The 15,254-nt window shown below is 68.6% G+C and carries 11 protein-coding genes; 7 read left to right on the top strand and 4 right to left on the bottom strand.

What is annotated here, in order from left to right; all coding sequences use genetic code 11:
* Positions 1–199 precede the first annotated feature (199 nt).
* A complete protein-coding gene (locus TR50_RS22095; RefSeq protein WP_236654529.1) occupies positions 200–1,579 on the bottom strand; it encodes a chloride channel protein in 1,380 nt (459 codons plus the stop codon).
* A gap of 1,110 nt (positions 1,580–2,689) precedes the next feature.
* On the opposite strand from TR50_RS22095, the gene TR50_RS22090 reads away from it, so the two are divergent.
* The 3 genes from TR50_RS22090 to TR50_RS22080 all read left to right on the top strand — a co-directional run bounded on the left by TR50_RS22090 (position 2,690) and on the right by TR50_RS22080 (position 5,640).
* The gene (locus TR50_RS22090; protein ID WP_042424412.1) at positions 2,690–3,121 is read left to right on the top strand and encodes a DUF7144 family membrane protein; all 432 of its coding nucleotides are present in this window, start codon (positions 2,690–2,692) and stop codon (positions 3,119–3,121) included.
* A 331-nt stretch (positions 3,122–3,452) separates the two neighbouring features.
* Complete coding sequence (locus TR50_RS22085; protein WP_084700729.1) at positions 3,453–4,922, top strand: DUF2252 domain-containing protein; 1,470 nt, start codon at positions 3,453–3,455, stop codon at positions 4,920–4,922.
* 355 nt (positions 4,923–5,277) lie between these two features.
* The gene (locus TR50_RS22080) at positions 5,278–5,640 is read left to right on the top strand and encodes a DUF7144 family membrane protein (RefSeq protein ID WP_152648553.1); all 363 of its coding nucleotides are present in this window, start codon (positions 5,278–5,280) and stop codon (positions 5,638–5,640) included.
* 37 nt (positions 5,641–5,677) lie between these two features.
* Here TR50_RS22080 and TR50_RS22075 read toward each other — a convergent pair whose 3' ends face one another.
* Together TR50_RS22075 and TR50_RS22070 are read right to left on the bottom strand one after the other, a co-directional pair.
* On the bottom strand, positions 5,678–6,232 hold the full coding sequence (locus tag TR50_RS22075; protein WP_042424403.1) for a potassium channel family protein: 555 nt from the start codon (positions 6,230–6,232) through the stop codon (positions 5,678–5,680).
* A gap of 505 nt (positions 6,233–6,737) precedes the next feature.
* Positions 6,738–7,217 (bottom strand): DUF6325 family protein, encoded by a 480-nt coding sequence (locus tag TR50_RS22070; RefSeq protein WP_042424400.1) that lies wholly within the window; start codon positions 7,215–7,217, stop codon positions 6,738–6,740.
* 1,247 nt (positions 7,218–8,464) lie between these two features.
* On the opposite strand from TR50_RS22070, the gene TR50_RS22065 reads away from it, so the two are divergent.
* From TR50_RS22065 to TR50_RS22050, 4 genes are all read left to right on the top strand, one after another.
* A complete protein-coding gene (locus TR50_RS22065) occupies positions 8,465–9,301 on the top strand; it encodes a class II glutamine amidotransferase (protein WP_042424396.1) in 837 nt (278 codons plus the stop codon).
* A 324-nt stretch (positions 9,302–9,625) separates the two neighbouring features.
* On the top strand, positions 9,626–9,874 hold the full coding sequence (locus tag TR50_RS22060; protein WP_042424393.1) for a helix-turn-helix domain-containing protein: 249 nt from the start codon (positions 9,626–9,628) through the stop codon (positions 9,872–9,874).
* Between the two features lie 517 nt (positions 9,875–10,391).
* Positions 10,392–12,431 carry an ATP-dependent zinc metalloprotease FtsH gene (gene ftsH, locus TR50_RS22055; RefSeq protein WP_084700727.1) on the top strand — a complete coding sequence of 680 codons (2,040 nt, stop codon included), beginning with the start codon at positions 10,392–10,394 and terminating at the stop codon, positions 12,429–12,431.
* Between the two features lie 167 nt (positions 12,432–12,598).
* The gene (locus TR50_RS22050; RefSeq protein WP_042424390.1) at positions 12,599–14,218 is read left to right on the top strand and encodes an ISL3 family transposase; all 1,620 of its coding nucleotides are present in this window, start codon (positions 12,599–12,601) and stop codon (positions 14,216–14,218) included.
* A 12-nt stretch (positions 14,219–14,230) separates the two neighbouring features.
* Here TR50_RS22050 and TR50_RS22045 read toward each other — a convergent pair whose 3' ends face one another.
* Positions 14,231–14,770, bottom strand: coding sequence for a DUF6368 family protein (locus tag TR50_RS22045; protein WP_152648552.1), 540 nt, complete (start codon positions 14,768–14,770; stop codon positions 14,231–14,233).
* Between the last annotated feature and the right edge of the window lie 484 nt (positions 14,771–15,254).

The following is a 15,254-nucleotide window of genomic DNA, read 5'->3' as shown; positions in this document are numbered from 1 at the left end:
CCTGGCGGGAGGGTTTCCTGCTCGGTGACTCCGACTGAGACCCGGCGACGGTCCGCTTCCTCGCTCCGCCGCAGCCCGCGGAGCTCAGCTACTGAGCTTCGACGCGTGATGTCGTCGGGCCTGACGAAGCATGATCGTCGCGGTTATGCCGTCTGTATGAGGCGCCGGCGACGGCGGTTCCCGGCCGCCAGTGACGCGATCAGGCCGCGCGATCGGGCCGGGGGCGCGGTTCGTGCGGTTCGTGCGGTTCGTGCGGTTCGGGGAGCGGCGTCGTGGCAGCAGGGGTTCCCTGAGGCGGGGGCGGTGCGAGCCTGGCGGAGGCCACATACGCCACGACGACTGCCACAATCACCAGCGGCATGACCGCCAGGCCGTCCGACGCGAGCAGCAGGGTGGCCAGCAGGACGGACGTCAGCGGCAGCCTGAGCATTACGACGGACATCGCGCCGATGCCCAGGGCGACGCCGTCGACGAGCGGCAGGCCCGGCAGGTGCGACAGTGCGATGCCACCGGCCGCCCCGATGAACAGGGCCGGGAACGTCGGACCACCGCGGAAGCAGCTCAACGACACTCCGTAGGCGAGCCCTTTGCAGACGATGAGCAGCAGCAGTGCTCCGACGGTATAGCCGGCGCTGTTGGCGATGAGCGGGCCGAGTGCGGACTGCCCCGAGAACAGCACCTCGGAGGAGCTCTTGCCGGTGGCTGCGGCGAACGCGATCGCCAGACCCGCGACCGTTAGGCCGACCGCTGCGGTGACCGGCACGATCCACCGCTCGGAATAGGGCCGCAGGATCAGGGCGAGCCACCGGATTCCGGAGCCGACCGGGACGGCCGTGATCCCGATCGCCACGGCCCACAGGAATTCGGCGCCGGTGGGCGCACCGACGTGCGGCAGATCGGGAATCGCCAGCGAGAACGTGCCCAGGCCGGTCCAGGCGTCCAGGCCGACGAACATGAGGGAGCCGACGCCTGCGGCCAGCAGCCCTGGTACCAGCACGAGTTGCATCATGGCGCCGCCCAGGCCCGAGGCTTCCATCAACAGGAAGGCACCGGTCAGGGGCGAGCCAAGGAGGGTGCTGATCGCGGCGAAGCTGCCTGCGGCGGCCAGCACGGACTGGACCCTGGGCGGCGCGTCCCGCTTGACGAGGCGCACCGCGAGAGCGCCGAGCCCCGCGCCGATGGCGATCAGAGGCCCTTCGGGCCCAAGCACCACACCCAGGCTCAAGGTGGTGAAGGCCGCGAGTACGATGCCGGGGAGGTCGGTCCCGGATGGCGGGCCCTCGCCCGCCTTGAACCCGTCGGCCGGTGAACGCCCGCCCGTGCCAGGCAGGCACCGGATGGTGAGCGCGACCAGCACGCCGGCCAGCAGCAGCGGCGGAACGGGCCACCACAGGGGTTCGCCGTGGAAGCCCAGGGCCTTCGGCAGGCTGGTGAAGATCCACCCCTGCAGTTCGCTGACCAGGGCAAGAAAGAAGTAGGCCCCTGCCGAGATGGGAACGCCGATGATCGCGGCAAGCACCAACAGCGCTGCATAGCTCTTTGACCGCAGCAACGCAAGAGGATCGGACGGTGTCGTCACCAACGCCCTCCCTAACCTGAGACTTGACAGCATGATGTGGGAAGCAGGCGGGATGAACGTACGGCCGGCGCCGCCGGGGCTTCCCGAACCGGGCTTGGTAGACCTGCCTGACGCCGAGACGCCCATGGCCACCACCATCGTCGGTGCTGCGAGGATGTCTCCATACGGGAGATCCTGTGTGCAGGATGTGGGTGTGCGGCCGCTGCGACGCCGCAGCTCCGACCGAAAGCACCCGTATGCCCGAGCGGGCCGATAGCTCGGACTGAACCGGTCGCGCTGGCCGGCGACGACGCCGAGTATGCCCCCCGACAATGAGGAGCACCGGATAGCCCTTGATCTGTTCGCGGTTCTTGAGCCGGTCGATCCCGTCGAGGCAGTCCCGGATCATGAAGGCGTGGCTGGGTGAACTCCCCATCCAGAGCCTCGACGAGGCCGGGATCTTGTTGCGCGCTCTGCCGCACCCCGCGGCCCACTGCCACAGGACCGAGATCCTCGTCCGCGGGGCGACAACCTGCTGCCTGCGCTGGGCATCGGTCAGTGAGCTTGCGCCTCGGATGCGAGTTCGGGCGGCGGATCGACATCGGTCCGCCGGCCTTCGCGTTCATACTTTTTGTCTGTGTTGGGGCCGGGCTGTGGAACTGAGGGCAATCTCGGGAAGGGCTCGACGATCACCCTGACAATCTCTCCCGAGGGCTCAGTCATGCCCGGGTTCCGCGCCCGCAGTACTGCTGGTGCTCGTCGTGCGCTCTGCAATGAGCATACGGTTCACAGATCGTGGCGGACCGCGCTGCCGGGACCAACGCCGGACACCGACAGCCGTACGGCCCCGACATGAGGGCCTGATGGCCCCTGATCGACTCGGGGCCGCGGTGCCATGGTTGGTGGAAGAACAGTCCCATCATCAGTCGGGGCATCTTCCGGCCCCACCGCCACCGGCTCGAGCCCCGCACCCCGCACCGTTCGCTACGTGGGACGCGTCGCCCATGGCCACGTTCCATGGGATTTCCCGATCGCTGAAGCGGCGAACCGGTGTAAGCCGAGGCCACGGCGGAGACCAGAGGGTCCCTACTGGTCGCGGAAGTCCGTTGGATCTTGCCTGAGGAGGCCGACATGGCTACCCATGTCAGTGAGAGTTCGACGCGCGCTGAGACGTACCGGAAGCCGTTCGCGGCTGGCTGGACCCTCTTTGCCGCGTGCCTCATGATCTTCGGCGGCGCGATGGCGGTTCTGCAGGGAATCGGCGCGATCGTCAACAACACCCGCTACGTGGTCACCGGCAGCTACGTCTTCAGCTTCAACGTCACCGGCTGGGGCTGGCTGCACCTGTGTCTGGGCCTTCTGATCTTCCTCGCTGGCTGTGCACTCTTTACCGGGGCTGTCTGGGCTCGGGTGATCGGTGTCATCGCCGCTGGCCTCGGCATGATCGCCAACTTCCTGTGGCTGCCCTACTACCCGTTCTGGGCCATCGTGCTCATCGCCATTGACGGCTTCGTGATCTGGGCCCTGACGGCCGGTACACACAGACAGGCGGTGGAAGGGTAAAGCCGAGCTGAGCTACGTGCACAGCTCGACCGCGAGTGGCAGAAGGGCGGCCCGGACGTGATGTGTCATCAAGCGTTGAGCCTCAGAGTCCAGCGCCGGGCCGCTCAACTCCAGGGCCGTGCCTATGCCACCGGACCCGTGAGAGTGCGAACATACTGCGCGTGACGGCGGGGTGCGGCGCGAGGTGCCGATCCCGCTGACGCCGCGAAAGCGGTCTCCTTCCTCCACCATCTGATGCCGGCGCTGAGCAGTGGACAGTGATCTGCGCTTCAGCGTTGCGGTGTCTTGCCAGCCGCTAGCAGAACGCGGCGGCCGCCCGACGGGAGTGGTCATGACGGCGACAAAAATTACCGTGACTGACAGAAAGTTTGGTGCGCGGGCGTTCCCCCCGAGCGTCGCGGTGCCGACAGCGACGGAGCGGTTGAGCCGTGCGGACCGGGTGGCGCTGGGGAAGGACGTCCGGGAAGCGACGCCGTTGCAGGCGCATGGAGAGTTCCAGCCGGGCGCGTCGCGGGATCCGGTCGGGCTGCTGCTGGGCCAGGCGGAGTCGCGGGTGCCTGAGCTGGTGCCGATCCGGCACGGGCGGATGCTGGTGTCGCCGTTCACGTACTACCGGGGGGCGGCCCTGCCGATGGCGGCGGATCTGGCAGTCACGCCCACCTCGGGACTGTGGGTCCAGCTGTGCGGAGACGCGCATCTGTCCAACTTCGGCGCGTTCGCCTCGCCCGAGCGGCAACTTGTCTTCGACGTCAACGATTTCGACGAGACGCTGCCCGGGCCGTTCGAGTGGGATGTCAAGCGGCTGGCCGCGAGCCTGGCGGTGGCGGGGCGGGACAACGACTTCTCCGACAAGGACCGCCGCAAGATCGTCCTGGCGGCGGCCGGGGGCTACCGCAAGGCGATGCACGACTTCGCGCTGCAGCCCCTGCTGGACGTCTGGTACGCGCATCTGGACATCGAGGAGGCCGTCGGGGAGTTCCGGTCCCAGATCAAGGCGAAGCGGTTCCAGCAGGCGGAGGGGCTGCTGGCCAAGGCCCACACCCACGACAGCACCCAGGCGCTGGGCAAGCTCACCACCGTCGTCGACGGCCGGCGGCGGATCCTCAGCGATCCTCCCACGATCGTCCCGGTCGAGGAGGTGTTCAGCGACGTGCAGGCCGACGCGCTCTACGAGCTGATCGGCACCGTGCTGGGCAAGTACCGGCGCACGCTGCAGTCCGATCGGCGGCACCTGCTCAATCAGTTCACGTTGATTCAGATGGCCCGCAAGGTCGTCGGGGTCGGCAGCGTCGGCACCCGGGCCTGGATCGCGTTGCTGGACGCCGGGGACGGCGTCGAGCCGCTGTTCCTCCAGGCAAAGGAGGCCCAGCCTTCCGTCCTGGTGGACTACGCCGGGCGCAGCCGGTACAAGAATCAGGGCGAGCGGGTCGTCGCCGGGCAGCACCTCATGCAGGCCGAGAGCGACATCTTCCTCGGCTGGACCCACGCCACGGGGGCAGACGGAGTGGACCGCGACTTCTACGTGCGCCAATTGCGCGACTGGAAGTTCTCCGCTCCCATCGAGATGATGCGCCCCTCGGGCATGCTGCTGTACGCCCAGCTGTGTGGTTGGACCCTGGCCCGAGCCCACGCCCGCTCCGGTGACCGCATCGCCCTGGCCGCCTACCTCGGCAGTTCGAAACGGTTCGACCACGCCATCGCGGACTTCGCCGAAACCTACGCCGACCAGAACGAAGACGACTTCACCGCCCTCCAGACTGCCGTGAAAGAGGGCAGAGCCGAAGCCACCACCGACATCTGAGGGTTCGGTCCTCCGGTTTCGGCCAGTGCGGGCACAAGGGTCACAAGGAAGCCGCGACGAGCGTCCGAACGACATCCCTGAGGCCGCGAGCGAGCCCGAGCATGTGCTGTGCCCGCCTGGGACGCGCAGCACTCAGCGAGGGCCTGTCTTCTCTGCCTGGCCGGGCCAGGCAGGACCCGCGCAGGTCGCGTTCAACCGATCGGGTTGCCCCGGCGGGCCAATCCGCTTGCCAGAACGTAGTGTCTCGCTCAGCGGACGGTCGGAAGCGAGCAATCCCTGCCACGAAAGCGAGCGCGTCATGCCCGTGTCTTCCCCATCGGATGCCTCGGCGTCCCCCTCCCGCGTTCACGGTGGGATGCGATTCGCTGCGGTACTTCTGCTGGTCGTCGGCGTTCTGGCTGTCCTTCAGGGCATCTCGGCGGTCGCCGGGGACTCGGTTTATGCGACTGTCGGGAAGTATGCCTTCAAGTTCAACCTCACGGCGTGGGGTTGGATCCACCTGGCCCTCGGGGTCCTCTCGGTGACAGCCGGATGGGGGGTACTCAAAGACGCCACCTGGGGTCGGACGCTCGGGATTTGGCTGGCCAGCGTGAGCATCGTCGCGAGCTTCCTCTTCCTGGTCTACCTACCAGTGTGGAGCTTGGTGATCATCGCAATCGACGTCTTCATCGTGTGGGCGCTCGTCAGCTATGCGGGCAGCCCAGAAAGCATGGCCTGACCGGCCACACACTGATTCGGCATGACCGTGCTGGGCGCTATGGCCGCTCGGGGCCGCCCTCCCCTCGTCGCCGCAGGCCGACCTGTACGGCCTCGAGAATGATCCGCACCGCCACCCCCAGGAGCAAGAGGTTGCCGAGCATCTGGATCGTCGTCACGAACCTGGCCGGCTCGGAACGGGGAACGATGTCGCCGAAGCCGACCGAGCTGAACACGGTGACGGTGAAGTAGAGCGAGTCGAAGCGGGACAGGTGCTGGGAGAACGCCGCGGGCCGGTAGGCCGCCATCACGACGTACGCCGCCGAGAAGAGCAGCAGGTACAGGGGGACGGCGAGCGCGAACGCCTCGATGGCCTGCAAGCGCGGGTAGGGCGAGCGTGCGATGGCACGGGTTTGGAAGCCGATCAGAACGCCTACTGCCAGAAGGCCGGCCGCGAGCAGAAGCACGGTCTTCACGGAGACGCGCTCCCCGATGGGGAGCGTGAAGTACAGCAGCACGAGGCAGCTCGACGTCAACGCGGGACGCAGGAGGGCGCGGGCCACGATCCTGCGCCGCTCCGCCTTGGTGAGACTTTCGTACTGCGACTCGGTCACGGGCGGCCGCCGTTAGGACTCGGTGACGCGAACACGTTGGTCAGCGTAGACCAGCCGACGTCTCAGCCCTGGGCGTTGAGCGGTGCTCTGCGTGTCCACGCGGTCACCTGGCTCTCTGAACCCGAGCGCGGACTTCGCCGGGACCTCTGCAGACCGGAATCATGAGGACTTCGTTGCCCTCCAGGTCACTGTGAAGGGCTGACAGGTCGGCGATGCTGGCCCTGCCCCCGGTCGCCCCACCGAACTGGAAGCGGAAGAACCCGCACGAGGTGTCGAACCCGGTGGGCGGGCCCTCATTTCCGTGTCCGCTTACGGGTAGGGTCAGCGCCGGTCCCGGCGGTCTTCACGGCGGTCTTCACGGTCGTCCCGCCGATCCTCGCGCCGGTCACTGCGGCGACCGACCCCGTGGGCAACGACAGCTGCAGTGCCCGCGACGGCCGCTGTGCGAACAACGGGGCCACCGATGACCCCACGTCGTCCTCTACGCATGGGTCCGATGGGCATCTCATACTCCCTGTTCGTCGGCTTCGATCGAGGCCAGGATGGCCTGGATCGGAATGCGCCCGTTGGCGATGAGCTGGCCTCCCGAGCGGCGTGCGGCGGAGGCGAAGGGCCCCGCCCATAGGTTCTCCCAGACCAGCACCCCGGCTGTCGTACCCGGTTCCATGGCGGCGGCCAGGTCGATGACGTCCTCTTCGGTGAGCAGACCGGCCAGCTGGGCTTCTGCGGCAACCAGTTCGCCGACGTTGTCGAGGTCATCGACCTCCAGTACGTCCAGCTCGCCGTCTGCCCCCTTCGTCAGGATGACCAGGTCCAGGATCCGGATGGTCCCTGAGGTGACCAGCTTGTCGAGCTCTGCAGCCATCTCGCCGGTGAAGTGCGAGGTAGCCGGCGGGAACTCGACAACGAGGTAGTCCACCGGCCCCAGCTCCTCGGTGTCAGGGGTGGTGATGCCATGTCCGTACTCCGTTCTCTTGATGAACATTCGCTCGAAGTAATGCGCCTTGCTGGCGGCCGGTAGGTGTGGGACCTCAAGTTCAGACATGCCTGCGCGTGCGGTCCGACTCAGAGCGCCTACTGGTTGTGGATGTCGGCAGCGATGAGCGCGACGGTGTCCCAAGACGTGTGGAACGCCAGTCAGAGCACGCCGGCGATCACGGCCGATCCTGTGAGAACTCTGTGCCGCTAACGGCCAGGACGATGCCCAGAGCCTGGTCCACCCGGCTACGAAGGGCCTCCGAGATCTGGCCTGGTGTCGTGTCCGCATGCCTCCCACCGGGGTGCCAAACGCATCGGCCCTGTAGGAGGCGGATCGCCTCGCGGGTCGGAGGGAGCCCCTCGTCGGACCCCAAGAGCCAGCCTTGCACGGTGACCAGGGGCTTGCATCCTGGCCGAAGCCCCAGCCTGGAGGCGGGTCAGATGCCGTCGGTTTCGAACGTGGAATGTCGGCGTGGGCTTATATGTTCCCGAATGACCGAGAGCAGCGAAGCGCAGGAAGCGTGTCTTCTCCTGGTACACGAGACCATCGCCTATCCAGCGGCGGCGTCCGCGCGGACGACTTGGCAGGACTTGACCGAGATGCCGAGCCGGGTGAAGTGAGAAGTCTGGGACGGATCCTGGCGGTTGTGTCCGCCACAAGGCCCGGCCCGTCGACCGCCGTCGGGCGGCCGCGCTTCGACAGTGTTTCCGGCCTGTCGGCACTGGTTGCAATTCCACACTCACGTCACCAGTTATCACTGCGTCCGCATGAGCACCAGCAACGGCTCCGCCGATCCTCGCACCATCTGGCGGACGGAATGGTCTGGGCAAACAATGAAAAGGTCAGCCTCATCGTCGGCCATGACATCTCGATGCCACGCACCTGTCCTGCCCGAAGGCGGGTAGGACACCGAGCCGGACAGGTGCCGCTCGCCTTGGTAGGCCAGGCTTCGCAAAGTCTCGAACTGGACACCTGCGGTCCGCTCCGCACGATCCCCCTGACGATTTCGCCCTGACGGGCGATCACCAGGGCGGGGTGCGATGCAGCGCAAGGCTTACTGGCTACCGCCATGACAACCACCCGGTGCGAGCGAAGCCGGCCGGCCATAGAGCACGCCGATCACCGCCCTTCCGCTGAGCCCCGCTGCGCTTGAATCCAGCTCCTGCTCATCAACAATTTGTGGAGCACCTGACGCGTACCGGCGTTCTTGCACCGAAGGAAACGACTGGCCGTTACGTCAAAGGAGGTAGACCATGTGCCGATGGCTCGCCTACAGGGGCTCGCCCATCCGGCTGACGGATGTTCTCTACACACCGGTCCACTCGCTCATCGATCAGAGTCTGCATTCCAAGCTCGGAGCCGAGACGGCCAACGGCGACGGCTTCGGAATCGGCTGGTACGACGGCACGGACACCCCGGGTGTGTTCCGCGGCACGGAGCCGGCCTGGAACGACGCCAACCTGCGCGAGTTGTCGGCGCACACCACCTCACCACTGTTCTTCGCGCACATCCGCGCGGCCATCGGATCGTCTGTCCAGCAGACCAACTGCCACCCGTTCCGCCACCAGCGGTGGCTGTGGATGCACAACGGCTTCATCGACGGGCTCAGCGATATCAAACGCGATCTCGCCTTCGAGATCGACCCCGCGCTCTACGTGAACATCACCGGCACGACGGACACCGAGCTGATGTTCTACCTGGCGCTCACCTTCGGGCTCGAAGACAACCCTCCAGGCGCTGTCGCGCGCATGATCGGGTTTGTCGAGGAGCGCGGACGGGCGCACGGGCACCAGTTCCCCTTCCAGGGGACGATCGCGACCAGCGACGGTGATTCTTTGTGGGCGTTCCGGTACTCGAGCGAGGGCCGGAGTCGATCGCTCTACTTCAACCGGAGCGTCCCGCAGCTCAGGGAGATGTATCCCGATCGGCCTGTCCTGCGTGAGAAGGCGGCCGACGATGCGCGCCTGGTGGTCTCCGAGCCGGTCGGAGATCTGCCCGGCGCCTGGATCGAGGTTCCGGAGGCCCACTACGGGGTGGTCAGCAAGGGGCGCGAGGAGCTGCTGCCCTTCGCCCCCCAGAGCCCCGTTTGATGCCCGAAAGCCGTGCGTCAGCCCGGGGGGCCGCATACCGGCAGCCGCTCCCGGCTGCGGGACAGCTCCTGCGGCCTCGGTCGTGTGGGGTGGGCGGTGGCACGGGGACCGGTCCCCAGGACGCGCGGACCGCCGCCTCGGCGGGGCCGACCCGGCGGGCACGGTGGTGATGGCGCACCAGTCACTGCCCACGCTACGCGCACCGGACTGCGTGACGACCCATCACCATAGGTACCCCTTCTTGGTCCCGGGTCCGGTCGTGCGCTCCGGCCCGAGCCAACGCACGGAGAGGCGGCCGGGACGACCCCGGCCTACGGTGGACGTGTGGACGGCGAGATCACTGCGCAGGACCTCAAGAACGTGCTGCGGGCGCTGGCCGAGCTGTTCGAGGAACTGCGGCGCTTCCCCACCGACCGGGACGTCGTGCAGCGCACCGGCATGCCGGTGGACGACGTGGGGCGAACACTGAGGACCCTGGCCGAGAACGAGATGATCACCGAGCGGAGCGAGGGCGGCCACCGCGTGGTGACCCGGGTCACCACGGTCGGCGCCGTCTTCGCGAGTGAGACCTGAGGCGGGACGCGGCCCTGGCGGACACGCCGGTGTCCAGACAGTCGCAGGCCGGGCCGCATGGCGGTGGCGACGTTGCCGTGCGGTCGGCGTGACCGTCCCCGACGAGCTGATACCGCCCAGCGTCAGACCCTGTCGGCCGCGACGGAACGCTTGACGCGGTGTGATCCGCGTTGGTGCAGCAGACCGACCGCGCCGGCGAGCAGGGAGACCACGGAGCACACCTGGAGCGGCAGCGTCCCGGCCTGCTCTGGGGGAACCGGTCTTCGGCAGTGTCCTTGACTCGACCGAGCACGGCGCACTGACCGCTCGCAGCGCGTCTCGGCCGCGTTCGCGGTGGTGGGGCCCGTTCGGCCCATCGATCCGGCCAACCCGGCCCTACGGAAACGGCCGGGACAGTCGCAGCATGGGAGCTGCAACGAGGATCCGCCGGTCCTTGGGGAAGGATTTCGCCCATGCTGCGCACTGCCAAGGCTTGCGGCGCCGCCCGGGCGCTGGTGAGCGCTCCGGGAGGGCCGTCATGACGCGGCAGGTGACGCCGCCACCCCCCGGGGACAAGCCCCCACCGACGGCGCCCCCGCCGCCGCCGGGCTGGCGCAACTGGCTGTGGCCGATCGCCATGCTGCTGACGCTGGTGGTGTGGCTGGCCGTGCCCTCGCTGCACCCCGGCAGCCAGCCGGCCAAGGTGACGCTCTCCTACTCGCAGTTCCTCACCGACGTGGACGCCCATCAGGTCAAGGACGTCACTTTGGCCACCAACGGGTCCGCCAACGGCACGCTCACCGACGGCCACAAGTACGTCACGACCGTGCCGGTCCAGCTGGCGGGCCCGGCCCTGCTGGACCGGCTGCAAGCCGGGCACGTGACCATCGACGCCAAGACGTCGTCGTCGAGCGCCTCGGTGGGATCCCAGGTGCTGACCTGGCTCCTGCTGCTCGCTCCGTTCCTGCTGATCGTCTGGTTCTGGCGGCGGATCTCGCGCGGGGCGGGCACGGCGATGCAGGGCGCGCTCGGGGTCGGCAAGTCGAAAATGAAAGTCTTCGACACCGAGCGGCCTGCCACGAGGTTCGCCGACGTCGCCGGCTACGAGGGCGCGAAGGCCGAGATCGCGGAGGTCGTGGACTTCCTGCGGCACCCGGAGCGCTACCGCCGCGCGGGTGCGACCGGGCCCCGGGGCGTGCTCATGGTCGGGCCGCCCGGGACCGGAAAGACGCTGCTGGCCCGCGCCGTCGCCGGCGAGGCGGAGGTGCCGTTCCTGATGGTGGCGGGCTCCAGTTTCGTGGAGATGTTCGTCGGCGTCGGCGCCGCCCGGGTGCGCGACCTGTTCGCCGAGGCACGCAAGCGCGCGCCCGCCATCGTCTTCGTCGACGAGATCGACGCCCTCGGCGGCCGCCGCGCCGGCAGCGGGTCCCCCGTCGCCAACGACGAACGAGAGCAGACCCTCAACCAACTGCTCTCCGAGATGGACGGCTTCGACCCGGCCGAGGGCATCGTGGTGCTCGCCGCCACCAACCGGCCCGAGGTGCTGGACCCGGCGCTGCTGCGGCCCGGCCGGTTCGACCGGCAGGTCGTGATCCCGCTGCCCACCCTCGCCGAGCGGGCCGCCATCCTCGCCGTCCACTGCCAGGGCAAGCGCCTCGCACCCGAAGTGGACCTGCAGGTGGTGGCCCGCGGCACCCCCGGCTTCTCGGGCGCGGACCTCGCCAACCTGGCCAACGAAGCCGCCATCGCCGCCGTCCGCGGCAACCGGGACACCATCACCGCCGACGACTTCGAGACCGCCCGCGACCGCATCCTGCTCGGCCGCCGCGAGGGCTCCAACGTGCTGCTCCCCTCCGAGAAGCACGCCGTCGCCGTGCACGAGTCCGGACACGCCCTGGTCGCCGCCCTGCTCCCGCACACCGATCCCGTCGCCAAGGTCACCATCCTCCCGGCCGGCCAGGCCCTCGGCGCCACCGAGCAACTGCCACTGGTGGAACGGCACCTGTACGGCGAGGACTACCTGACCGAGACGCTGGCCGTCCGGCTCGGCGGCCGGGCGGCCGAACTGGTCGAGCTCGGCCAGGGCTCGACCGGCGCCGCCAACGACCTCGCCCAGGCCACCGAGCTGGCCACCAAGATGGTGCGCGAGTTCGGGCTCTCGCCCGCACTCGGACCCGTCGGCTACCCGCAGGGCGGCTCGGTCTTCCTCGGCGGAGGCGCCCCGCTTTCCAGCCGCCCCTACGCCGAGGCCACCCAGGCGGTCGTCGACACGGAGGTGGCGCGCCTGGTCGGCGAGGCCGAACAGGCGGCGACGAAGCTCATCAGCGAGCACCGCGCCCAGCTGGGCAGCCTGGTCGACCTGCTGCTGTCGCGGGAGACCGTCGACGGCGCCGCGGTCTACGAGCTGCTGGGAATCCCGGCACCCGGCGAACCGGGACGCGGCACGCTGGTGGCCCCACACCGGGGCGAACTCCGTCATGCGTCAAGTGGACAGCCGGTCCGGCAAGGAGCCGTGCGGCCGACTCGTATCGACGGTTCGCCGACCGTGCAGGGGCAGGACAGGCCGAAGTCCGTCTGACCGCGAATGTCGGTGACGGGCTTCACTGGCGTTAACGGTCTGAATCGGGGTCTGGCCCAGGTTGTGTGACCGGTGACGCTCGGTGACGAATTCTGGGCGTTCGTGGGGTCTGGAGATCGTCCGAAACTGGCCCGTCGGGTCACCTGGGCGGCTGACATTCGGCGGCTGTGTCGCAATCGTGGTCGTGGCTCGGTGAGTTGCTGTTCCCGTCGCTGCCGCAGGTGGAGGTCGTCGGTGTCGAAGTGTCCGGTCCGGTGGCGCGGATCGAGGCCCGCGTGGTCGTCTCGGGTGCGGTCTGCCCGGACTGCGGGACGTTGTCGGAGCGAGTGCACGGCTCCTACCTGCGCTATCCGTCGGACCTGCCCAGCTGCGGGCGGCCCGTGACCGTTGCCTTGCGGGTGCGCCGCTTCGCTTGCCGGGCCCCGGTGTGCCGGCGGCGGACGTTCGTCGAGCAGGTCGAGGGGCTGACGCGCCGGCACGGGCAAGTTACCGAGCGGCAGCGTGTGTCGGTGTCCGGGCTGGGTCTGGCGCTGGCCGGGCGGGCCGGCGCCCGGATGGCCACCCTGCTGGGCATCCGGGCAAGTCGCAGCACGCTGCTGCGGCGGGTGATGGAACTTCCCGACCCCGCCGTCGGCGCCCCGGTGGCGGTCGGGGTCGACGATTTCGCGCTGCGCAAGGGCCATACCTACGGGACGGTGATCACGAACGCGGTCACCCACGAGGTCCTGGACCTGCTGCCCGAGCGCGACGCGGGCACGCTCGCCCCGTGGCTCGCCAGGCACCCGCAGATCGAGGTGATCGCTCGGGACCGCGCCAGCGCCTACGCGGAGGCGGCGGACCGCGCGGCGCCGCAGGCCCAGCAGGTGGCTGACCGGTACCACTTGTGGGCGAACCTGGTCCGCGCGGTGGAGCGCGTTGTGACCGACCACCGTGCCTGCCTGCGCGTTCCCGAGTCCGGACCGGAGCCCGAACCCCAGTGGGAGATCCAGTTGCCCGCCGACGCTGGCAACGCCGATGCCGGCGAACCGGCGGACCCGGGCGGGCGAGTGGCCGAGCGGCGGCGCGCCAACCACGCCCTCGCTCACGAGCTCCTGGACGGCGGCATGAGCCAGCGCGCCGTCGCGAAGCACCTGGGCTGGAGCCGCAACACCGTGCGCCGCTACGCGGGGGCCGCGAAGTGGCAGGACCTGATGAAGGGCCCGCCAGCACCGCGCACCGTCAAGCTCGACCCCTACAAGCCCTACACGCTGCGGCGCTGGGAAGAGACCGCGGGCAGGATCAGCGGCATGGCACTGCTCGGCGAGATCACGGTCCGGGGCTACCGGGGCGGATACACCCAGCTCGCCGCATGGAAGCAGCGGGAACTGCTCCCGGACGGCCCACCGCCACCGCGGCCGCCCACGGTCCGCGAGGCGACCGACTGGCTCACCCGTCATCCCGACGGACTTACCGGCGACGATGCCGTGCGGCGCAAGGCCCTGCTGGCCCACTGCCCCGAACTGGACACCACCGCCCACCTGGTCACCACGTTCGCCGAGATGCTCACCCTGCTCGACGGGGACCGTCTGCCCGAGTGGATCGCCGAGGCCAAAGCCGCTGGCCTGCCCGGGATCAGCACCTTCGCGAACGGCCTGAACAGCGATTACGCCGCCGTCCACGCCGGACTGACCACGCACTGGAACTCCGGCCACGTCGAGGGCGCCGTGAACAGGATCAAGATGCTGAAACGACAAATGTTCGGACGTGCCGGCTTCCCGCTCCTGCGCAAGCGAGTACTTCTGGCCTGACTCGGAGCAGAACTACTTGACGAGTCGGAACCCGGGCAGCTCGGCCCACGACCTGAGGAACGTGGCGGAGCCGTACGCGGTCGGCCAGCGGTCGAACGACGTCGCCAACACCCCTGGAAGGCCAGGCACAACAGAGAACTGGTCTTCCCTGAGCTCCGCCATAGCGACCCCGCCGACAAGATCCATGATTGCCGCGGTCAGCGCTGCCGTCGCAACGTGGTCGACCGGCCGGTTGCACATCGCGGACACACCGATCGCGTGCGTGGGAGTGAAGCCGATGAGCGGCAGCAGGTCCTCGTCAGCGTGCTCCGCCTCAAAGATCTCCTCGTCACCGACCCCGGGACCCATGACAGTGATGAGGAACGGCCTGCGTCCGTCATGCCCGCCCGTGTCCGTGACGCCCAACCTCTCTGCGTGGATGGAGGCGGAGAAGTCCCCTGGTCGTCTCTCCGACAGCGAGAACGACACCCTGGTCAGGAACGCACGAAGCTCACTGAGCTCCCGATCGGGCACAGGTTTGGACAACTCGATCGTCAACACCGGACCAGCCACGCGGTGAGCCTATTCGGCGGCGGGCGCCCAACCAACCGATTACGCAGAGCGACAACGTCACACAACCTGGGCCAGACCCCTGAATCGGCCCCACTTTTCCGGTCACCGCCGGTCGGCTCATGGCAACGGCGACACCAGCGGGAAACCGGTACACCGCCAGCGAACTGGTCGACCCCCAGTCCACCCACCGCTGGGGTACACATCGCTGGGACTCGACCGCCTCCCGCGACTGGCACGCCGAAGAAGCCCTGGCTTCGCGCGAAGCTAGATCTTCGCTGCGTCGTCGGCCTTTCCTGCCGACCCGTCACGACGTGCCATCCGCGCATCGCCTCAGGCCTGCTTCATCTCTCCGCCAGAGGGGTGGAGAACCGCCTCGGATGCCAATCGCGCCTACCGTCAGGACACGCCTCAGCTTGTCGAAGCCAAGCGACCCGGAGCACGAAGGGAGCCCCGTCATGGCATCCGTCATCAACACACCCGCTGA

Source organism: Streptacidiphilus anmyonensis (assembly GCF_000787855.1).
GTDB lineage: Bacteria > Actinomycetota > Actinomycetes > Streptomycetales > Streptomycetaceae > Streptacidiphilus > Streptacidiphilus anmyonensis.
This window is presented reverse-complemented; position numbering and strand designations above follow the sequence as displayed.

Excerpts from the sequence above, each read along its gene's own strand:
- TR50_RS22090 (WP_042424412.1), top strand. The coding sequence starts at position 2,690 with ATGGCTACCCATGTCAGTGAGAGTTCGACGCGCGCTGAGACGTACCGG.
- TR50_RS22085 (WP_084700729.1), top strand. The coding sequence starts at position 3,453 with ATGACGGCGACAAAAATTACCGTGACTGACAGAAAGTTTGGTGCGCGG.
- TR50_RS22080 (WP_152648553.1), top strand. The coding sequence starts at position 5,278 with ATGCGATTCGCTGCGGTACTTCTGCTGGTCGTCGGCGTTCTGGCTGTC.
- TR50_RS22070 (WP_042424400.1), bottom strand. The coding sequence starts at position 7,217 with ATGTTCATCAAGAGAACGGAGTACGGACATGGCATCACCACCCCTGAC.
- TR50_RS22065 (WP_042424396.1), top strand. The coding sequence starts at position 8,465 with ATGTGCCGATGGCTCGCCTACAGGGGCTCGCCCATCCGGCTGACGGAT.
- ftsH (WP_084700727.1), top strand. The coding sequence starts at position 10,392 with ATGACGCGGCAGGTGACGCCGCCACCCCCCGGGGACAAGCCCCCACCG.